General features: G+C 61.7%; 23 protein-coding genes. 15 read left to right on the forward strand and 8 right to left on the reverse strand.

Features of this window, described 5'->3' with window-relative positions:
• From EOC93_RS26135 to EOC93_RS26145, 3 genes are all read left to right on the forward strand, one after another.
• A partial coding sequence (locus tag EOC93_RS26135) for a class I SAM-dependent RNA methyltransferase (protein WP_164759278.1) occupies positions 1 to 1,134 on the forward strand: 1,134 nt, incomplete at its 5' end.
• Positions 1,135 to 1,231: 97 nt separating this feature from the next.
• Entirely contained in the window at positions 1,232 to 1,600 is a 369-nt protein-coding gene (locus tag EOC93_RS26140; RefSeq protein WP_126103242.1) for an antitoxin Xre/MbcA/ParS toxin-binding domain-containing protein, read from the forward strand.
• Complete coding sequence (locus tag EOC93_RS26145; RefSeq protein ID WP_126103241.1) at positions 1,593 to 2,099, forward strand: RES domain-containing protein; 507 nt, start codon at positions 1,593 to 1,595, stop codon at positions 2,097 to 2,099. Before EOC93_RS26140 ends, EOC93_RS26145 begins: the two co-directional genes overlap by 8 nt.
• 39 nt (positions 2,100 to 2,138) lie before the next feature.
• On the opposite strand, the gene tldD is transcribed toward EOC93_RS26145, so the two are convergent.
• Positions 2,139 to 3,551, reverse strand: a complete 1,413-nt coding sequence (gene tldD / locus EOC93_RS26150) for a metalloprotease TldD (protein ID WP_127206051.1) — start codon at positions 3,549 to 3,551, stop codon at positions 2,139 to 2,141.
• Positions 3,552 to 3,789: 238 nt separating this feature from the next.
• Entirely contained in the window at positions 3,790 to 4,344 is a 555-nt protein-coding gene (locus EOC93_RS26155) for an invasion associated locus B family protein (RefSeq protein WP_095486179.1), read from the reverse strand.
• 364 nt (positions 4,345 to 4,708) lie between these two features.
• Between EOC93_RS26155 and coxB the strand changes: the two genes are divergently transcribed.
• From coxB to rnhA, 11 genes are all read left to right on the forward strand, one after another.
• A complete protein-coding gene (gene coxB / locus EOC93_RS26160) occupies positions 4,709 to 5,590 on the forward strand; it encodes a cytochrome c oxidase subunit II (RefSeq protein WP_127206052.1) in 882 nt (293 codons plus the stop codon).
• Between the two features lie 37 nt (positions 5,591 to 5,627).
• Positions 5,628 to 7,280 carry a cytochrome c oxidase subunit I gene (gene ctaD, locus EOC93_RS26165; protein WP_095486177.1) on the forward strand — a complete coding sequence of 551 codons (1,653 nt, stop codon included), beginning with the start codon at positions 5,628 to 5,630 and terminating at the stop codon, positions 7,278 to 7,280.
• Between the two features lie 77 nt (positions 7,281 to 7,357).
• Positions 7,358 to 8,299, forward strand: coding sequence for a heme o synthase (locus EOC93_RS26170; protein WP_127206053.1), 942 nt, complete (start codon positions 7,358 to 7,360; stop codon positions 8,297 to 8,299).
• Between the two features lie 2 nt (positions 8,300 to 8,301).
• Entirely contained in the window at positions 8,302 to 8,463 is a 162-nt protein-coding gene (locus EOC93_RS26175) for a hypothetical protein (RefSeq protein WP_077381685.1), read from the forward strand.
• Between the two features lie 8 nt (positions 8,464 to 8,471).
• Positions 8,472 to 9,113 carry a cytochrome c oxidase assembly protein gene (locus EOC93_RS26180; protein ID WP_126103237.1) on the forward strand — a complete coding sequence of 214 codons (642 nt, stop codon included), beginning with the start codon at positions 8,472 to 8,474 and terminating at the stop codon, positions 9,111 to 9,113.
• Between the two features lies 1 nt (position 9,114).
• Positions 9,115 to 9,996, forward strand: coding sequence for a cytochrome c oxidase subunit 3 (locus EOC93_RS26185; protein WP_095486175.1), 882 nt, complete (start codon positions 9,115 to 9,117; stop codon positions 9,994 to 9,996).
• 81 nt (positions 9,997 to 10,077) lie between these two features.
• A complete protein-coding gene (locus tag EOC93_RS26190; protein ID WP_127206054.1) occupies positions 10,078 to 10,464 on the forward strand; it encodes a DUF983 domain-containing protein in 387 nt (128 codons plus the stop codon).
• On the forward strand, positions 10,461 to 11,216 hold the full coding sequence (locus EOC93_RS26195) for an SURF1 family protein (protein WP_164759279.1): 756 nt from the start codon (positions 10,461 to 10,463) through the stop codon (positions 11,214 to 11,216). Before EOC93_RS26190 ends, EOC93_RS26195 begins: the two co-directional genes overlap by 4 nt.
• A 94-nt stretch (positions 11,217 to 11,310) precedes the next feature.
• On the forward strand, positions 11,311 to 12,321 hold the full coding sequence (gene ispH, locus EOC93_RS26200; protein WP_127206055.1) for a 4-hydroxy-3-methylbut-2-enyl diphosphate reductase: 1,011 nt from the start codon (positions 11,311 to 11,313) through the stop codon (positions 12,319 to 12,321).
• A 5-nt stretch (positions 12,322 to 12,326) separates the two neighbouring features.
• On the forward strand, positions 12,327 to 13,289 hold the full coding sequence (locus EOC93_RS26205) for a homoserine kinase (protein WP_126103234.1): 963 nt from the start codon (positions 12,327 to 12,329) through the stop codon (positions 13,287 to 13,289).
• Positions 13,286 to 13,819, forward strand: a complete 534-nt coding sequence (rnhA, locus tag EOC93_RS26210; protein ID WP_127206056.1) for a ribonuclease HI — start codon at positions 13,286 to 13,288, stop codon at positions 13,817 to 13,819. The genes EOC93_RS26205 and rnhA overlap by 4 nt, the downstream gene beginning before the upstream one ends.
• Positions 13,820 to 13,839: 20 nt before the next feature.
• Here rnhA and EOC93_RS26215 read toward each other — a convergent pair whose 3' ends face one another.
• From EOC93_RS26215 to EOC93_RS26225, 3 genes are all read right to left on the reverse strand, one after another.
• Positions 13,840 to 14,319, reverse strand: coding sequence for a DUF2938 domain-containing protein (locus tag EOC93_RS26215; RefSeq protein ID WP_127206062.1), 480 nt, complete (start codon positions 14,317 to 14,319; stop codon positions 13,840 to 13,842).
• A gap of 146 nt (positions 14,320 to 14,465) precedes the next feature.
• Positions 14,466 to 14,966 carry a peroxiredoxin gene (locus tag EOC93_RS26220; RefSeq protein WP_127206057.1) on the reverse strand — a complete coding sequence of 167 codons (501 nt, stop codon included), beginning with the start codon at positions 14,964 to 14,966 and terminating at the stop codon, positions 14,466 to 14,468.
• 121 nt (positions 14,967 to 15,087) lie between these two features.
• Positions 15,088 to 15,894: a protein-disulfide reductase DsbD domain-containing protein gene (locus EOC93_RS26225; RefSeq protein WP_127206058.1), complete on the reverse strand. Its 807-nt coding sequence runs from the start codon at positions 15,892 to 15,894 to the stop codon at positions 15,088 to 15,090.
• Positions 15,895 to 16,042: 148 nt separating this feature from the next.
• Here EOC93_RS26225 and EOC93_RS26230 point away from each other — a divergent pair, with 148 nt between their 5' ends.
• Complete coding sequence (locus tag EOC93_RS26230; protein ID WP_095486169.1) at positions 16,043 to 16,651, forward strand: YqgE/AlgH family protein; 609 nt, start codon at positions 16,043 to 16,045, stop codon at positions 16,649 to 16,651.
• Here the strand turns inward: EOC93_RS26230 and EOC93_RS26235 are convergent.
• The 3 genes from EOC93_RS26235 to EOC93_RS26245 all read right to left on the reverse strand — a co-directional run.
• Entirely contained in the window at positions 16,648 to 17,394 is a 747-nt protein-coding gene (locus EOC93_RS26235) for a transglycosylase SLT domain-containing protein (RefSeq protein ID WP_164759280.1), read from the reverse strand. The genes EOC93_RS26230 and EOC93_RS26235 overlap by 4 nt on opposite strands.
• Positions 17,395 to 17,974: 580 nt before the next feature.
• Positions 17,975 to 18,784, reverse strand: coding sequence for a methyltransferase domain-containing protein (locus EOC93_RS26240; RefSeq protein ID WP_127206060.1), 810 nt, complete (start codon positions 18,782 to 18,784; stop codon positions 17,975 to 17,977).
• Positions 18,785 to 18,938: 154 nt separating this feature from the next.
• The coding region (locus EOC93_RS26245; protein WP_206532277.1) for a LysR family transcriptional regulator at positions 18,939 to 19,858 on the reverse strand (920 nt) is incomplete at its 5' end.

Here is a 19,858-nt window from a genome sequence, read left to right on the forward strand (position 1 = left end):
CCCGCCGCGCGCGAAAAAGATCGCGCCACGCCGATGGCGGTGCTGGAAGCGTCGCCGCTTCGCATCGACCCCGCCTGCCGGCATTTCACCGAATGCGGCGGCTGCGCCATCCAGCATCTCGAGGCCGAAGCCTATCATCGGTGGAAGCACGACAAGGTTGCGCATGCGCTGAACAGCAAGGGCATTGTTTGCGACGTTGACGCGCTACTGCCGTGCGCGCCGCAGACGCGTCGGCGCGTCGTGTTCACCGCCCGACGGAGTGAGGCCGGCATGCAGCTCGGCTTCGTTCGTGCGCTGTCGTCGGAAATCATTTCCATCGAGGAATGCCCGATCTCGCTGCCCGAGATCGTCGCAAAGCTCGACCGTCTGAAAGCACTCGCCGAATTGATTTGCGCAACGACGAAATCGTTCCGCATGACGGTCACGGTGACCGGTTCCGGCCTCGATGTCGCGGTTCACGAGTCCGGCAAGCTTGGTGAGAACCAACGCCGCGTCGCCTCCAACTTCGTCATCGCTCAGGGGCTGGCCAGGCTCTCGATCGATGGCGAGATCATCATCGAGCCCAAAAAGCCGGTTGTCACGTTCGGCAGCATCGCTGTCGCGGTGCCGCCGGGCGCCTTCCTGCAGGCCACCGAGGCCGCCGAGCAGGCGATGGCGGATATTGTCGGCCGGCACCTCGCGCGCGCCAAAAAGGTCGCCGATCTCTTCGCCGGCTGCGGCAGCTTTGCGCTACGCCTGGCCGCGAAGTCGGAAGTCCATGCGGTGGAGGGCGATGCGGCAGCGCTTTCGGCGCTCGATAGGGCGTTCCGTTTCGCTACCGGACTCAAGCGGGTGACCAGCGAACGCCGCGATCTGTTCCGGCGGCCGCTCACTTTCAAGGAGCTGAATGCCTTCGACGGCATTGTCTTCGATCCGCCACGCGCCGGCGCCGAGGACCAGTCGAAGCAGATCGCCCGTTCGGACGTGCCGCTGGTCGCCGCGGTTTCCTGCAATCCGGTGACGCTGGCGCGCGACCTGCGCATCCTCATCGACGGCGGCTATGCGCTGAAAAGCGTGACGCCGATCGACCAGTTCCTGTGGTCGCCGCATGTTGAGGCCGTCGCGCTTCTGGAGAAGCCGAGGCGAAGGCGGTAGGCTGGCAGGAATGCAGGTTGGCATCCGTTGAGCTTGAATTGCGCGTCGATTGAGCATATTTTGATGAGGTGTTGTCAAAATGCGGTAGGAAATCGCCATGGCAGTAGCCCTCGACATTCCAGCGTCGCGCTTCGGCGAGGAGCGCACGCCGTTTCTCTCTGCAAGGCGGGTCGCCGAACTGCTCGGCGTCAACCTGACGGAACTGGCCGGCCTGATCGGTGTCGCGCGCAACACGCTTGCCGCCAAGGCCGGCGCGCGCAAGGTCGACGCTGCACTTAGTCCCGTCGTTCGCATTCTGGCGATGGCGGGCGAAATGGCCGGCAATGAGCAGCGTGCGGCGATCTGGTTCAAGCATCAGCCGATCCCCGGCTGGGCGGGAAAGACCGCCTACGATCTGGTTCGGGAAGGCAAGACGGATAAGGTGCTTGCCTATCTGGAGGCAGTCCGCTCCGGCATCTATGCCTGAAACCAGGCTGAGCCTATGGCGTGCCTTCGTGCCGCGCTGGGCGCATCTGCCGCTTTCCGGTGAGGGTGCTGCCCGCTTTGGCGGCCGCTGGAATCCTGTGGGCGCCCCGGCGATCTATGCGGCGCGGGAATTGTCCACTGCCTGGGCCGAATACAATCAGGGCTTCGTCCAGCATCCGGCGTTGATCGCCCAACTCGAGCTTTCAGGCGCGCGGCTGGCCGACCTGACCGACGCCGATACGCTGACCGAACTCGGGGCAACTACGGACATTCATCGGTGTGAGTGGCGCGACATGCTGGATCGAGACCTTGTGCCAGAGACGCACAGGCTAAGAGATCGCTTGCTTGCCGATGGACTACATGGCGTGATCTATCCATCCTTCATGTCGCCCGGCGGCACATGCGTCGCGCTCTGGCGCTGGAACGAGGACGACGCCCCGCGCCTCGGTGTCGTCGATCCCGATCATCGCCTGCCGAAAACACCGGCTTCATGGCTATAACGGGAGTTTCGAACAGGCCTACCTCGACAGGCTGGCCGCTCAAACCCTGGTGCCACCCACCGTCATCTGGTTCATCCTGAGATGTGGCTGGCCGACGCCTACCGGCACGCCCTGGCCGGCCTTGCCGCACATGCCGATGCCGGTGTCGAGCTTCATGTCGTTGCCGATCATCGAAACGCGGTGCATGGCGTCAGGCCCATTGCCGATCAGCATGGCGCCCTTGATCGGCTGCGTCACCTTGCCGTTCTCGATCATGTAGGCCTCGGTGCAGCCGAACACGAACTTGCCCGAGGTGATGTCGACCTGGCCGCCGCCGAAGGAGACGGCATAGATGCCGTTCTTGACCGAGGCGATGATTTCGTCCGGCTCCATGTCGCCTGAGGTCATGTAGGTGTTGGTCATGCGCGGCATCGGCTGATGCGCGTAGCCTTCGCGCCGTCCGTTGCCGGTGGCGTTCATGCCCATCAGCCGGGCGTTCTGGCGGTCCTGCATATAGCCGACAAGCTTGCCGTCTTCGATCAGCACGTTGCGGGCCGAAGGTGTTCCTTCGTCATCGACGGTCAGAGAGCCGCGCCGCTCGGCCATGGTGCCGTCGTCGACGACGGTGACACCTTTCGCGGCCACCTGCTGGCCCATCAGCCCGGCGAAGGCCGATGTCTTCTTGCGGTTGAAGTCGCCTTCCAGCCCGTGGCCGACGGCCTCGTGCAGCATGACGCCCGGCCAGCCGCTGGACAGCACGATGTCGAACGTGCCGGCCGGCGCCGGAATGGCCTCGAGGTTGATCAGCGCTTGCCGCAGCGCCTCCTTGGCCGCGTGCTTCCAGCTCTCCTCGACCAGGAACTCGCCAAACGCCTTGCGCCCGCCCATGCCGTAGGAGCCGCTCTCCTGGCGGTCGCCATTGCCGACCACCACCGACACGTTGATCCTGACCAGCGGGCGAATGTCGCGCACCACCTGGCCGTCGGCACGCACGATCTCGACATGTTGCCAGGAGGCGGCGAGCGAAGCCGTCACTTGTCGCACGCGCGGATCCTCGGCTCGCAGCCACGCATCGATTTCCTGAAGGAGCTTGGCCTTGGCCTCGAAGGAGGGCGAGGGGATCGGGTTCTCGTCGCCGTAGAGATGACGGTTGGTGCGGGCAGGCGCCGCGGCAAGCATGCCGGAATAGCCGCCCTTGACCGTTGAGACCGCGTCGGCCGCGCGCAGCAGCGATGCTTCGGAAAGATCGCTGGAATGCGCGTAGCCACTGGCTTCGCCGGCGACGGCGCGTAGCCCAAAACCCTGGTCGGTGTTGAAATTGGCGGTCTTCAGCCGGCCATTGTCGAACATCAGCGCTTCGCTCTCGCTGTATTCGAGGAACAATTCGCCGTCGTCGGCGCCGTTGATGGTCTCGGCGACGATCTGCTTGATGCGATCGTCGGAAATGTCGAATTGGCCGATCAGGCTGTTCATGGCAGGTCCGTCCGTGGAAAGAGATTGTCCTCACGATGTAGGCGCGAAGGCGCGTCCAGACAATCGGCAATGACCATTGTCTGCGCATGACCCCGAAAATCGGAGTCGATTTTCGGAAAGGATCATGCGCAAAATCAAAGCGCTACAGCGTCCTTTGTGCGTCCCTGGACGCGCGGCGCTGTAGCTAAAGGCCGGTCACAATCTCTTTCATTGGTAAGGATTTGGGCGTCTGACCGGTTCAAGGCAGGGCGGCGAAACCGTCGGCAAAACCCTTGAGCTCTACGGGAATGCCGATGCCTTCCTCCGGCGTCTGGAAGACGATGAAGGTGGCCGACGTTCCGGTCTTCAGCGTGTCGAGCAGCGGCTTTTCGAGAATGACCTCGGCATAGCAGCCGTCCTGGAAGCAGCGCACGAAATAGGCCCGGCCGATGTCCTTGCCGTCGACATTGAGGCCAAGCCCGTTGGGCAATAGAACGCCGAGCGGGGCCAGCACGCGCAGGATTTCGGCCTTGTTGTCGGCGGTGCGCAGCACAACGACCGAAAGCCCCATCTCGGGACGGTCCTCAGCGACGACGTTCTGCATCATCACGCATTGTTCTGATGTGGCGCCGGCCGGCGTGTCGCAGATAATCGACCACGCGCCATGCGTCGACCGCACCTTGCCGCTTGGCTGCGCGGCATTGACCTGGCTGACAACGGACAGGCCAGACAAGCCAACGAGAAAGATGACCTTCGCCAAGGTCCTCGAAATCCTAAGTCTCGAAAGCCCAAGTCCCCAAAGCCAAGAGTTCATGACGGCTCCATTGCGAATCACGGCACTTTAAGCCGCGCCAAGGGCAAGTAAAGGATGAGACCACTGCCGGCCTGCTTCGACCAAGACAATTGTGCGCTTTTCCGTGCCAAATTCGCCCGAATTGCGACCGGCCGGCGCATTTTGCCAGGACACTCCGCCGCTCGGGCTTCCACCGCCGCGGCCGCCGCCAAAATGCGCCGCCGCGCTTGCGCGCAAAAATGCCGCACGGTTTCCTCCGCTCCTTTCTTGCAGAGGCAAATAGAGTATGGTTTGAACCAGCCTCGGGACTGTCCGGGATTCCCGTCCCGGCGTTGTTCGATATTCTTGCGGTCCGATCGCGAGGAACTGGGAGATAATGACGGCAATGAGAAAATTCCTAGCAGGCGCCAAACTCCTAGCAAGCGCTTGGGCTGCCACACTGTTCACCGGTGCATCGGCCCATGCCGCCCAGCCTGCGCCGTGGGAAGTGACCTTCCAGCCCGCCGCCACCGAGATGATGCGGCAGATCGCCTGGTTCGAGCACTACACGCTGTGGTTCATCGTGCCGATCACCCTCTTCGTGCTCGCTCTTATCGCCTATTGCATCGTGAAATTCCGCGCCAGCGTCAACCCGACCCCCTCGCGCACCAGCCACAACACGCTGATCGAGGTGATCTGGACGGTTGGGCCGGTCGTCGTCCTGCTCTGCCTCGCCATCCCGTCGTTCCAGCTTCTGACCGCGCAATACACGCCGCCGGAAGAAGCCAAACTGACCATCAAGGCGACCGGCAACCAGTGGAACTGGGATTACGAATACCAGACCGAAAACACGCTTTCCTTCAATTCGGCGATCCTGGCGGATTCTGACCGCGCTGCGGCAGGCAAGGAAGATCGCGGCGTTTATCCGCGCCTGCTCGCCGTCGACAACGAGATGGTGGTACCGGTCAACACCATGACCCGCGTGCTGGTGACAGCGGCAGACGTGATCCACGCCTTCGCCATGCCGTCCTTCGGCATCAAGACCGACGCGGTTCCGGGCCGCATCAACGAGGTCTGGTTCAAGGCGGAAAAGGAAGGCCTCTATTACGGCCAGTGCTCGGAGCTTTGCGGCAAGGACCACGCCTTCATGCCGATCGCGATCCGCGTCGTCTCCGACGCCCAGTACAAGACCTGGCTGGCGGCAGCCAGCTCCGACCTTCCTGGCGCCAACAAGGCGTTGATGGCCGAGGTCGACAGCAAAGATAAGGTAGCGGCCGCCGGCAACTGATGCCGCGACCAGAAAAGATCAGGGAACGGAGCCGAACATGGCAGACGCTGCAGCTCACGACGATCACGACCATAAGCCGTATCATGGCTGGGTCCGGTGGGTGTATTCGACCAACCACAAGGATATCGGCACGCTCTATCTGATCTTCGCGATCATGGCGGGCTGCGTCGGCGGTGCCCTTTCTGTCGTGATGCGCATGGAGCTGCAGGAGCCGGGGATCCAGATTTTCACCGGCCTGGCGCAGATGGTCTACGGCTTGAACGCCGACGCCGCGCTCGACGGTGGCAAGAGCATGTACAACGCCTTCACCACCGCGCATGCGCTGATCATGATCTTCTTCATGGTCATGCCGGCGTTGATCGGCGGTTTCGCCAACTGGATGGTGCCGATCATGATCGGCGCGCCCGATATGGCCTTCCCGCGCATGAACAACGTCTCGTTCTGGTTGCTGCCGCCGGCTTTCATCCTGTTGATCATCTCGGCCTTCGTGCCGAGCGCGCCTGGCGCGTATGGCGTCGGCGGCGGCTGGACGATCTATCCGCCACTATCGACGTCGGGCCAGCCGGGACCGGCGATGGATCTTGCGATCCTGTCGCTGCACATCGCCGGCGCGTCGTCGATCCTCGGCGCGATCAATTTCATCACCACCATCTTCAACATGCGCGCGCCCGGAATGACGCTGCACAAGATGCCGCTGTTCGCCTGGTCGGTGCTGATCACCGCTTTCCTGCTGCTGTTGTCGCTTCCGGTTCTGGCCGGCGGCATCACCATGCTTTTGACCGATCGCAATTTCGGCACCACCTTCTTCGCGCCGGATGGCGGCGGCGACCCGATCCTGTTCCAGCATCTGTTCTGGTTCTTCGGGCACCCGGAAGTCTACATCCTGATCCTGCCGGGCTTCGGCATCGTCAGCCACATCGTCTCGACCTTCTCTAAGAAGCCCATCTTCGGCTATCTCGGTATGGCCTATGCCATGGTCGCGATCGGTGCGGTCGGCTTCATCGTCTGGGCGCACCATATGTACACGACCGGCCTGTCGCTCGACACGCAGCGCTATTTCGTCTTCGCCACCATGGTTATCGCGGTGCCGACTGGCGTGAAGATATTCTCGTGGATTGCCACCATGTGGGGCGGGTCGATTTCGCTCAAGACCCCTATGCTGTGGGCGATCGGCTTCATCTTCCTGTTCACCGTCGGCGGCGTTACCGGCGTCCAGCTTGCCAATGCCGGTCTCGACCGCCCGCTGCACGACACCTATTATGTGGTCGCACATTTCCACTATGTGCTGTCGCTGGGCGCGGTCTTTGCCATCTTCGCCGGCTGGTACTACTGGTTCCCGAAGATGACCGGCTACATGTACTCGCCTGTCATCGCCAACACCCACTTCTGGGTCACCTTCGTCGGCGTCAACCTCGTCTTCTTCCCGCAGCACTTCCTCGGCCTCTCCGGCATGCCGCGCCGCTACATCGACTATCCCGATGCGTTTGCCGGCTGGAACATGGTGTCGTCCTACGGGTCGTATATCTCGGCTGTCGGCGTGGTCATCTTCCTCTATGGCGTGTTTGAGGCCTTCCAAAAGAAGCGGGTAGCCGGCGCCAATCCATGGGGCGAGGGTGCGACGACGCTCGAATGGCAGCTGCCTTCGCCGCCGCCTTTCCATCAGTGGGAACAGCTGCCGAAGATCAAATAGGCTTCTGCCTGAGCGAATACGGAACCGCCGGTCCGCCCGGCGGTTTTGGCCAACGGAATAATGGACTTTAAGTACGCATGGCCCTTGTCGACGACACATTGACTGACGAACCGGGCTTTCGCATGTCGGAAGCAACGGCGGGCGATTTCTTCGCCCTGTTGAAGCCGCGCGTCATGTCGCTGGTGGTGTTCACCGCCTTTGTCGGCCTGGTCGCGGCGCCTGTGACCATCAACCCGCTTCTGGCGGTGGTCGCTATCCTGGCTATTGCCATTGGCGCTGGCGCCTCAGGCGCGCTCAACATGTGGTATGACGCCGATATCGATGCAGTGATGACCAGGACCGCCGGCCGTCCGGTGCCGGCCGGCCGCATCCGGCCCGGCGAGGCGTTGAGTTTCGGCCTGGTGCTGTCGGTGCTGTCGGTGATGACGCTCGGTGTGCTGGTCAACTGGCTGTCGGCGACGCTCCTGGCCTTCACCATCTTTTTCTATGCCGTCGTCTATACGATGTGGCTGAAGCGCTGGACGCCGCAGAACATTGTCATCGGCGGTGCTGCCGGCGCTATTCCACCGGTGATCGGCTGGGCAGCGGTGACCGGAACGGTCAGCCTGGAAAGCGTCGTCCTGTTCCTGATCATCTTCCTGTGGACGCCGCCGCATTTCTGGGCGCTCGCTCTCTTCAAGTCACAGGACTATGCCAGGGCCGGAATCCCGATGATGCCGAATGTCGCCGGCCAGGCTTCGACCCGACGCCAGATCTTCGCCTACGCGCTGATCCTTGCGCCGGTTGGCGTGCTGCCATGGGCGCTCGGTTTCACCACACCCGCCTATGGCGCCCTAGCGGTGCTGCTTGGCGCCGGCTTCGTCTGGTATGCGTGGAAGGTGCTGCAGATGGCGGACGACGACCATGTGATGAAGCCGGCCAAGGCATTGTTCGGCTACTCGCTGCTCTACCTCTTTGCCATTTTCGCCATCTATCTTGCCGACTGCGTTGTCGGGCGTGCGCTGGCGGGCGGAGCATGACCATGGCCGACAAGAAGCTTGAACTCGTCACGCTGACCGAGCGCCAGCAGAAGGCGCGGCGCAACCGTTCGGTAGCCATCGGCCTGGCGTTGGCGGTGCTTGTCGTCATCTTCTATATCGCGACCGTCGTGAAATTCGGTCACAACCTCACCGGAACGATGTGAGGCTCAAGATGAACCGCCAAACAGTGACCTATCCTCAAAAGAAGAACACCAACCGCATCGTCGCCGGCGTCTGCATCGCCTTCTTCGGCGGCATGATCGGCATGGCCTATGCCGCGGTGCCGCTCTACGCGATGTTCTGCCAGGCGACCGGTTACGGCGGCACCGTGAAACGCGCAACGCAGCAATATGCCGACCGCGTGCTCGACCGCGACATCACCATCCGCTTCGACGCCAACACAGCCGGCGTGCCCTGGCAGTTCGAACCGGTCGCCCGCTCGGTCACCATCAAGATAGGCGAGACGGCCCAGGCGCATTACAGCGCGACCAACAAGTTCGTCCGCGCCACCACCGCCCGCGCGACCTTCAACGTGCAGCCGGAACTGGCGGGATCCTACTTCAACAAGGTCGAGTGTTTCTGCTTCACCGACACGACGCTGAAGCCTGGCGAGACGCTGGACATGCCGGTCGTGTTCTATGTAGATCCCGACATCGTCAATGCGCCGGAGCTGAAGGACTTGAAGACGATTACCCTGTCCTACACGATGTTCCCGGTCGAGAAGAACGAGAAGAACAAACCGGTCGCGTCGTCGGCGCCGGCCGAAGGCACAAGCAACAAAGTTTCACACACCGAACGAAGCCTCGGGGGTTGATATGGCAGACGCGCACGCAAAACCACAACATGACTACCATCTCGTCGACCCGAGCCCGTGGCCGTTCCTAGGCTCGGTCGGCGCGCTGGTCACCGCGATCGGCGGCGTCTGTTACATGCAGTATCTCAAGGGCGGCGATTTTCCTATTTTCGGCTTCAACATCGCCAATCCGTGGCTGTTCTTCATCGGCCTCTTGATCGTCATCTACACCATGTACGCCTGGTGGTCGGACACCATCAAGGAAGCGCATGAAGGCCACCACACGCGTGTCGTGTCGCTGCATCTGCGCTACGGCATGATCATGTTCATCGCTTCCGAGGTGATGTTCTTCGTCGCCTGGTTCTGGGCTTTCTTCGACGCCAGCCTGTTTCCCGGCGAGGCACAGCAATACGCCCGCGCCGCCTTCACCGGCGGTGTCTGGCCGCCGAAGGGCCTCGAGGTTCTCGACCCCTTCCACCTGCCGCTCTACAACACCGTCATCCTGCTTTTGTCTGGCACCACGGTGACCTGGGCGCACCACGCGCTTATTCATGGCGACCGCAAGGGGCTGATCAACGGCCTGGTGCTGACCGTCGGTCTCGGCATGCTGTTCACCATGGTGCAGGCTTACGAATACATGCACGCGCCGTTCGGCTTCAGGGATTCGATCTACGGCGCCACCTTCTTCATGGCGACCGGCTTCCACGGCTTCCATGTCATCATCGGCACCATCTTCCTGCTGGTCTGCCTGGTCCGCGCGATGAAGGGCGATTTCACGCCAAAGCAGCATTTCGGCTTCGAGGCGGCCGCCTGGTACTGGCACTTCGTCGACGTGGTCTGGCTGTTCCTGTTCGCGTCCATCTATGTCTGGGCATCGAGCGGCGCGGTGATCGAAGGTCACTGAAATCTTTAAGGGAATGTGACGAGGCGGCTGCGGCGACGTGGCCGCCTTATCTTTTGGGGCGAACGGCACTAAGATATCGCAATGAGCGACGACAAGGCGATCTGGCCACCAATCGATCCGATTTCGGCCGGCCTGCACGGCTGCTGCCCGCGCTGTGGCGAGGGGCGGCTGTTTTCCGGTTTTCTCACCGTCGGCAAGCGCTGCGCCAATTGCGGCCTCGACTATTCCTACGCCGATGCCGGCGACGGTCCGGCGGTGTTCGTCATCCTGATCATCGGCTTCATCGTCGTCGGGCTGGCGCTGTGGATGGAGGTGACGCTTAGTCCCCCGCTTTGGCTGCATCTCATGCTGTGGATACCGCTGACGCTGGTGCTATGCCTTGGGGCGCTTAGGCTGATCAAAGGCGTGCTTTTGACGCTGCAGTACCGCAACAAGGCGGCCGAGGGCAGGCTGGACCTCGGCGAATGAGCACGACATCCGGTTCGGTCGCAGGCCGTTCGCGGCCGAAGACGGCATTGCTGCTTGGCTTCGGCCTCGTGCTGTTCTTCATCTTGCTGGCGCTCGGCACCTGGCAGGTCCAGCGCCTCTACTGGAAAGAGGGTCTTATCCAGACAATCGACCAGCGCACACATTCGGCGCCCGTGCCATTGGCCGAGGTCGAAAAACGGTTCGCCGCCTCCGGCGATGTCGACTACACGCCGGTGACGGCAACCGGCACTTTCCTGCATAAAGGCGAGCGACATTTCTTCGCGACCTGGCAGGGCCAGTCCGGTTTCGATGTCTTCACCCCATTGCATCTGGAGGACGGCCGTTTCGTCCTGATCAATCGCGGCTTCGTGCCCTACGATCTCAAGGATGCGGCCAAGCGCCCGCAAAGCCAGGTAGAGGGCCAAGTGACGGTGACGGGGCTCGCCCGCAACCCGTTGCCGGCGAAGCCCTCGATGATGCTTCCCGACAATGATCCGCAGAAGAACATCTTCTACTGGAAGGATCGCGACGCCATGGCGGCGAGCGCGGGTCTGCCGGCCGGCGCAGGGCTGGTGCCATTCTTCATCGACGCGGACGCTACCCCGAACCCGGGTGGGCTGCCGGTCGGCGGTGTTACCGTCATCAACCTGCCGAACAGCCATTTGCAATACGCCGTAACCTGGTATGGCCTTGCCGCTGCCCTTGCCGGCGTCCTCATCTTCAGGCTTCGCCGCCCGGCGAAAGAGAAATGATCGCCGCTGGCGCCCTTGACAGGGCAGGGGTGCGCACCTCATTTCGCGCCTTGAGCTCACCTGGGTTCACGATACGACCAACCGGCCGGGAATCATGCTTCACACGACCACAAAGCCACCGCTGACGATAAGGCTCTGCCAGCCCAGAGGCTTCTGCGCCGGCGTCGACCGCGCCATCCAGATCGTCGTTCTGGCGCTGAAGAAATACGGCGCGCCGGTCTATGTCCGCCACGAGATCGTGCACAATCGCTACGTCGTCGAGGGGCTGCAAAGCCTGGGTGCGGTGTTTATCGAGGAACTCTCCGAGATACCGGCGGAGCATCGCCAGAGCCCGGTCGTCTTTTCGGCGCATGGCGTGCCGAAGTCGGTGCCGGCGGACGCCCAGGCGCGTAGCCTCTTCTATCTCGACGCCACCTGCCCGCTGGTGTCGAAGGTCCACAAGCAGGCGATGCGCCATCAGCGGCTTGGCCGCCACGTGCTTCTGATCGGCCATGCCGGCCATCCCGAAGTGATCGGCACGATGGGGCAATTGCCGGACGGCGCCGTCACCTTGATCGAGACCGAAGCTGACGCCGTGAAATTGGTGCCCGCCGACCCGCAGGCACTCGGTTTCGTCACCCAGACGACGCTCTCGGTCGAGGATACCGCCGGCATCATCCGCGTGCTTAAGGATCGTTTTCCCGATTTACATGCGGCGGCCGCGGAATCGATCTGCTATGCCACCACCAACCGTCAGGAGGCGGTCAAGGAGACCGCCGCTGGTGCCGATCTCTTCCTGATCGTCGGCGCCCCCAACTCCTCCAATTCGCGGCGTCTTGTCGAAGTGGCCGAACGCGCCGGCGCCTCGATGTCACTCCTCGTGCAGCGCGCCTCCGAAATTCCGTGGACTGACATTGCCGGCATCTCGACGCTCGGCCTGTCGGCAGGCGCTTCGGCGCCGGAAATCATTGTTGACGAGATCATCGACGCCTTCCGGCAGCGCTTCAATGTGACGATCGAGCTGGCGGTGACGGCCACTGAAACGGAGGATTTTCCGGTGATGCGGGTCCTGCGCGATGTCGAACTGACGGCGGCCGACATGGCCTTCGTCAATGGGGCCGCGTAAGGTCCATGGCGGTCTACACCGACGTCAATGAAAGTGAGCTCGGCGCGTTCCTGAAGCCCTATCCGGTCGGCGATCTCCTGTCCTACAAGGGCATCGCGGAAGGCACCGAGAACTCGAATTTCCTGCTGCACACCACCAGCGGCTCCTACATCCTGACGCTCTACGAAAAGCGCGTCGACAAGGCCGACCTGCCGTTCTTCCTCGGCCTCATGGGCCATCTCGCGAGAAAAGGCATTTCGTGCCCGCTTCCGGTCACCGCGCACGACGGCACCGTCATCGGCGCGCTTGCCGGCCGGCCGGCGGTCATCATCACCTTCCTCGAAGGCCTGTCGCTGCGGCGACCGACGGCAGCGCATTGCGGTGAGGTCGGCAAGGCGCTGGCGCAACTCCATCTCGCGGGTCAGGACTTTCCCATGACCCGCCCGAACGCCCTTGCCATCGATGGCTGGCGTAAGCTGTGGAACGCGTCCCACGCGCGCGCCGACGAGGTCGAGCCGGGACTTGCGGCCGAAGTCGATGCCGACTTCGCCGATTTCGAGCGGAACTGGCCCAAAGGCCTGCCGGAAGGCATCATCCATGCCGATCTTTTCCCGGACAATGTCTTCTTCCTCGGCGAAAAACTGTCCGGGCTGATCGACTTCTATTTCGCCTGCAATGATCTCTACGCCTATGATGTCGCCACCTGCCTCAACGCCTGGTGCTTCGAGAAAGATTTTTCTTTCAACCTGACCAAGGGCACGGCGCTGCTTGCCGGCTACCAGAGCGTGCGACCCTTGAGCGGCGACGAGAAAGCCGCGCTGCCGATGCTGGCGCGCGGCTCGGCACTGCGCTTCATGCTGACCCGGCTTTACGACTGGCTGACTGTTGCCAACGGCGGGCTGGTCATAAAACGCGACCCGACCGAGTACATCCGCAGGATGCGCTTCCACCGGGCGATCAAATCCCCTTCCGAATACGGACTGACATGACCAAGCGCGTTGAAATCTTCACCGATGGTGCCTGTTCGGGCAATCCGGGGCCGGGCGGCTGGGGGGCGGTCCTGCGCTTCAACGGCATCACGAAAGAACTGTCGGGCGGCGAGGCTGCTACCACCAACAACCGCATGGAACTTTTGGCCGCCATCTCGGCGCTCAATGCGCTAAAAGAACCCTGCGCCGTCGATCTTTATACCGACAGCAACTATGTCAAGGACGGCATTTTCAGCTGGATCGATGGCTGGAAGCGCAACGGCTGGAAGACGGCCGCCAGGCAACCGGTGAAGAATGCCGAACTGTGGCAGGCACTCGACGAGGCGCGCAGCCGTCATCAGGTCGTCTGGCACTGGGTCAAGGGCCATGCCGGCCATCCGGAGAACGAGCGTGCCGACGAACTGGCGCGGCTCGGCATGGCGCCGTTCAAGAACAAGTCGGCCAGGCCCGCGCTCCTTTCGGCCAAGGAAAGCACCCAAGCCAAGCAGCCGGCAGCCAAGAAAATGCGGCGCTCGACCCAGAGCTACTAAACCAGTCTGGTCCTCCGTGTTCAGCGGATCAGCAGCGCCGTGCCGAAAAGCCCGAGCGCGAACACCGTATGCGACACCAGGTTGAGGGCGCGGATCTGCATGGGGTTGGGGCGCTTTGATGCGGCCCAGCCGGCGCCCATGCCGGGCGCCAGCAGGAACCAGCCGGCGCCCACGGTGACGATGCCGAGGATGAAGGCCGGCAGGAAGGTCGGCGCCGCCAGCCACGCCGCTCCCGCCAAAACGGCCAGAATGATGCCGTAGACGATGCCGACAAGATAGTGGAAGGCCCAGCCCAGCGCCGATTCATGCGCGTAGGGTGCTGCCTCGCCGATATCTTCGTGGAAGACCTTGCCGTCCCTCAGATGCCAGACCCAGCGGCCGACCAGCCCCCAGTTCGGCCGCGGCTGAGCAAACACCGTGTTCAGGAAAATCGCCCAGAGGTCCATGAGCGCCGTGGCGCCGATGCCGATCGCCACAGCGCGCCAGAAGATATCAAACATCATCGAGGTCCCCCAAAAGCAAGCAGTCCCGAAGAGCCAGCGCACGATCCCGAAAACCGGAATCGGCTTTCGGAAAGGATCATGCGCCGATTCGAAAGTCTTGAAGCGTCCTTGGGACGCGCGACGTTCTAAAAGGCGACTGTGGCCTATGCTGTCGCCAGAACGGAAAGCTGTCCGAGAATATGAGCCGCACCGGATTCATCAACGCCAGGCTTTGTCTCGACGTTAAGCGCGATGACCTTGCCGTCGTCGACGATCATCGAGAACCGCTTCGAACGCAGTCCCATGCCACCGCCGGAGAGGTCGGCGTCGAGGCCGATCGACTTGGCGAAGTCGCCATTGCCGTCGGCAAGGTAAAGGATCTTGCCTTCGCCGCCGCTGAAGCGGGCCCAAGCCCCCATGACGTGAACATCGTTGACGGCGACGACGGCGATGGTGTCGACGCCGCGCGCCAGGATGGCGTCGTAATTATCCAGATAGCCGGGCAGATGGTTGTTGCTGCAGGTCGGCGTGAAAGCGCCGGGAACGGCGAACAGCACAACCTTCTTTCCCGAGAAAATCTCGGTCGTCGTGATCGGTTTTGCCCCGTCGGCAGTCATCGTCTTGAAGGTCGCTTGGGGCAGCTTGTCGCCAACGGCAATCATCATGATGGTCCTCATTTGACAAATGGAAGGGAGTATCCTTGCGATAGCGAACTCAGATCTTTCCCGCAACCGTTGGGGGAGCCTGGAGCAAAGGATGTTCGACCTGAACATCCTTTGCTCGGGATCAAGGGAAAGGCAGCTGTCCCTCGACCGCGCCGACCGCCGTTGTCAGCGTGTAGTAAAGTCCGCCATCCGTCGGCGTCGTCGTCGGCCTGTCGAGGATCGGCACGGTAAACACCAGCTTGCCGTCCTTTTCGCTGCGAGCCGGCACGCCGAACATGTAATCCCGCTCACCGGCGACGAAGAAATCCGCCGCCTTCGGATTGCCCGGAAAGCTCGCCTCGACAATCAGTGTCTCGCGGTCACCCGGCAGGATATTGATGCCGAAATCGGGCCTTGCAGGGGCCGGCAGGGTTGCGAGGGCCGCCTTCACCAAATCGGCGTCTTCGACATTGTCCGGATCGGAGCCCGGATCGACGGTCAGCCTCGTCTGCACCGGGATGCAGATCGTCTCGCAAATGCCGAGAAAGATATCGGCATCGATGACGGCCGGCTCGTTCGGCGCCGACAACGTGAACGTCACCGGCAGCGAAACCGGATGGTCATAGCCGGCCCATTTGCCGTAGCCGTCGTCGTGGCGCTGGGGCGGCGGAAACGAAAAAATCGCGTTAGCAATGTTGGTGCTGGCCGAGACATCGATTTGCGGCGGCACGCCCGCGTCGCCCGGATCGCGCCAGTAGGTTTTCCAGCCAGGCTTGAGCGCAATATCGAGGACGCCATGGATGCGCCCGGCTTCGTCGGGCTTGCCGGTGGTCACAAGCCGCACTTTGCCGCCTTCGGTGTTGTACCAGATCGACGAGGAGGCTGCAGCGGGAAGGCCGGTTCCACATCCAACAGCGGCGCTGAGCAGCAGGACTTTCAAGCTTTGCATGGCGGTGATTTGAGCGTCCGTTCATGGCTGCGCAATGATTTCATGGCTTCGCTGTTATCATATTTGCGTGACCTTAGATGCAAAGCCGAGACCAAATCGCGCGCGGCACATCTTTTCGGCGCTTCCAAAACGCGTTACGCTGCCTGTCATGGACTTGTTGCGCCACAAGAAGATGGTCGCAGGACGCGGCTTTCTCGACGACCAGTTCCTGATTGCCATGCCCGGCATGAAGGACGACCGCTTCACGCGCTCCGTCATCTACATCTGCGCGCACAGCGACGAAGGCGCGATGGGCCTGATCATCAATCAGACGCAGCAGATGCTGTTTCCGGATCTTCTCGTCCAGCTCGGCATCATGAACGAACAGGAGGCGATCCGCTTGCCCGCGCAGGCCCGTGACTTCGTCGTGCGCAACGGCGGACCGGTCGACCGCAGCCGCGGCTTCGTCCTGCATTCGGGCGACTACCGGGTGGAATCGTCGCTGACCGTCTCCGACGAGATCTGCCTGACCGCGACCGTCGACATATTGCGCGCCATTTCGTCGGGCCGCGGACCTCGGCACGCGCTGATGGCGCTCGGCTATTCGGGCTGGGGCGCCGGCCAGCTGGAAAGCGAAATCGCCGAGAACGGCTGGCTGACCTGCCCGGCAACTGCGGAGCTTCTGTTCGATACCGACATTGAGCGCAAATACGACCGGATTCTCGCTTCGATCGGTATCGACCTCGCGCATCTCAGCGTCGCTGCCGGTCACGCCTAGTGCTGAAAACCTGACACCATCGCCAGCCGTTTGCCCAAATCGTAGACGATATTCTCGATACCGGCTGTCCAGGACAGGTCAGCCTCTTTCACGCGGGTTTCGACATCGCTGTATTTGCCGATGCGGGCTTCCAAGAAGGAGCGCATGCGCTGGTGAAACTGGCCGACGGTGAGCTGTTTTCCCTTGACCCTGAACATCGCGGTATTGAACCGCGCCGCCTCGGGGAAGATTCTGCTGGCTTTGGCATTGGGCGTCTCGTCGGCGTTCGACAGGAGGTTTGCTGCGCCGTTGGTGCCAAGGAAATGGGGGAGGTAAAGATCCCGTTCGTCCATGGCCTTCTCGAGACGGGCTTCGATGCGTTCCCTGGCCGCAAGAAGGTTCTTGGCCGCAAGTGCTGCCGACAGATAGGGATCGCGCCTGAATTGAAGGATGCGCTCTTCTTCGGCCTTGTCGTCGACGAAATGGTGTTCGCGCTTGCCCTCGAGGCGGATCCGGATCAGTTCCGCTTCGTCGCCCAGGCCGAACTCTGCACCGTAGTCCTTCACGGCCTCGAGCCATGTCTGGTCGAGGAACTGCATAAGACCAAGCGCCGACCCTTTAGGCGGGCGGTTGTTGATGTCGAAGGAGGATTCCTTCTCGGCGATCGCGAAAAGGGTGTCGGCAGGAAATTGGGTGTCCTTGGCTGCACGCAGAATCTCGCTGGCAATGTACTGGGACACCTTGTATTCGCCGAACTCGTGCACCGACATGCCTACGACGATCTGTTCCGCGCCTTTGGAAAGGATGGAGACGGTGCCCTTCAATGCATCGGCCAAGGTGCCTTCTCCCTTGCGTCGGGAGGTCGATATGGTCCCCGGATCGATGATGTCGAACTCGGGCGCGGCCGAGAGGAAACCCAGAGCGGAGGACGGAACAGCAGTGGCAACCGCGGCTTCGGTCGCTCCGTTGACCAAGGCTCCCGAATAGACCGGCCATGGCATGGCTGCCAGTGTCGCCGCCAAGCCAAGCCCCGCGATCCTTTTCGACAAAGGCCGCACGCCCGAAAGAATGACGCCTCCGCAAGCAAAGAATTCACGTGTTCTTTGGAGTGACGCCAAGTCCTCCTCCGTTCCTTGTCTGTCCCAGGTATTTTGGGAAGATCTATTTCCAACGTTGAGCCGTCAACGTCGAAAAAGACAAGAAGAACGGTCAGTGCCTCCGCTAGCTAGTCATGGATAATGGCGGTACAATGGCCGCAGTGCGGCGAAATAATTCGTAATGTACAATGAGTTGATTTTTACCGAGTGTTGCGTAGGCAATGCGTTGCTTGTGAAGAGAGATCATTTACCCTTTGGCTGTCGCCAGATTGGTGCTGAGCTCGAAGGCTAGTTTCGACCCGTTGGTGTATGGCTGCAGCACGGGCGCACTCTCGCTCACGATCTCCTCCACGACGCGCTTGCGTTCCTGATCGTCCATTTCCTTGGCTAAAGAACTCATCCCGACCAGCGCCATCGTATTCAAATGCAGGAAGGGTGCGCCTTCCCCGAAATGGATGGTGCGCGAAATAATCCTTGATCGGACCTCGTGGAAGCCGGCGTCTCGCAGCAGCGCCTCAAGTGGCGCCGCTTCCCCGAAGCTGTACCGTTGATCGGCGATGGCGCCCAGGTGGCGCTCCGCCACGCGGCGCAGTTCGCGAAAGAACGGGATTTCGTCATCCGGGCGCCACGTGGCAAGCGCCAGCCTACCACCCTTCGCCAGCGCGCGGCGCATCTGCGCCGCCGCCGCGGGTTTGTCAGGAAAGAACTGCAGTCCTTGCTGGCAGACGACCACGTCGAACGTCTCACCGTTACGCAGAGGAATCTCGCCGGCATTGCCCCGACGCCAGTCAATGGCTGGTTCTACAGCCCGCGCCACGGCAAGCATGTCCAGGCTGATGTCGACGCCGACGATATATCCGGCTTCACCGAGCCGCTCTCTTGCAACGCGCGCCACTATTCCTGTTCCGCAAGCGATATCGAGTACGCGATCGCCCGAAGACAATTCCAGCTCGTCAAGAGCCAACTCGGCCCATGGACGGAAGAGAGGGCCGACGAGCCACCGCTCGTACATTTCCGGGAAACTTGCCTGGTTCATTGCGTAACTGGGCAAGGTCATGATTGTCCTCCCTCAGATTTCCATCCGGCCATCGCGAGCCTTCTCCGCTGTTCCTTGGCCGCGTGCGATTCCAACCAAGAGAAAGTTGCAGCCGTTTAGGAGAAAGAGAGAAAGCATCTCAAACCAGCAGCAGCTCAAGCTTCAGCAATAACGCCTAGCCTGGCCAATCGAAACTTTGGGCAGCTCGGACCATTGCCGCCGTCGCCGGGCTATATGGCCGGCCCGGAACGCTAGCCAGGGACACCGTGCGTGCCACCGCGGGTTCGATCAGCGGGCGTTGAAGAAGTTCAGGCGATGTCACCGAATATTCAGGCATGAAGGCGAAGCCGATCCGCGCCAGCACCATTGATTGGACCCAATCCTCGCGCTCGGAACGAAAGCGGGCATAAAGGCTAACGTTTCTTTCCCGGCACACCCCCATCACAAGGTCCCGCATTTCGCAGGACAGACGATCGACATAGGGTTCTTGAGAGAGATCGACCAACTTGATTGCATCGAGGGTCGCAAGCCGGTGATCGGGCGCGAATACGACGACGTAACGCTCACTGTAGAGATCATGGACGCGGAAAGCCGCTCCCAATCCCTCCAGCGGATTGAGAACGGCCAGATCGAGATCGCCATGCTCAAGCCTGTCTTTCAGTTCCTGAACGCCCGCTTCGCTAACTTCAAGCTCGACACCATGATAGTCGCGCTGGAACTTTGCCAGGAACCGGGCGAGCTTCACATGGCCGATGGTCGACATCACGCCGAGCCGGATCGGCACCTGATTGAGTAGCCTAAAATTATCGGCAAGCGTCCTGGTTGCGTGGGCCTCCTGCATGATCTGCTGAAGATGCGGCAGAATGGAGCGCCCGAACTCACTCAGGAGGACGCGCTTTCCCTCGCGGTGGAACAAGGGCGCGCCAAGCTCATCCTCGAGCGTCTTAACCGCTTTGGTGAGTGCCGGCTGAGACACATTGCAATCGGTGGCGGCCTTGGTGAAATTCAGTATTTTCGCGGCCGCAAGCACGTAGCGGACCTGAAACATCTCCATGGCGAGCCCTCCCGAGGCGGTTCCACGAAACGACATTATAG

The organism is Mesorhizobium sp. M6A.T.Ce.TU.002.03.1.1, from assembly GCF_003997275.1.
Classification (GTDB): domain Bacteria; phylum Pseudomonadota; class Alphaproteobacteria; order Rhizobiales; family Rhizobiaceae; genus Mesorhizobium; species Mesorhizobium mediterraneum.